General features: G+C 61.6%; 1 protein-coding gene. It reads right to left on the minus strand.

Features of this window, described 5'->3' with window-relative positions:
- Positions 1–438: 50S ribosomal protein L2 (gene rplB / locus ACU8YC_RS28070; protein ID WP_446896406.1), on the minus strand; the 438-nt coding region annotated here is incomplete at both ends.

Here is a 438-nt window from a genome sequence, read left to right on the forward strand (position 1 = left end):
GCTTGGCACCGGCCTTACCCAGCGAACGCAGGCTGTGCTCGGAGTTCGAGACTTCGCCCAGGGTCGCACGGCATTCAGCCAACACCTTGCGCATTTCGCCGGAGCGCAGACGCAGCGTCACATAGGAGCCCTCACGAGCGACCAGCTGAGCCGAAGCACCAGCGGAGCGAACGAGCTGAGCGCCCTTGCCCGGATTGAGCTCGATACCGTGTACGGTAGAACCCAGCGGGATGTTACGCAGCGGCAGGCTGTTACCAGCCTTGATCGGAGCATTGATGCCCGAGACCAGCTGATCGCCAGCGCTCACGCCTTTCGGCGCGATGATGTAGCGACGCTCACCGTCGGCATACTTCAGCAGCGCGATGTGCGCAGTACGGTTCGGATCGTATTCGATACGCTCGACGATGGCCGGAATGCCATCCTTGTTGCGACGAAAAT

This window comes from Citrobacter sp. VF227 (genome assembly GCF_052950715.1).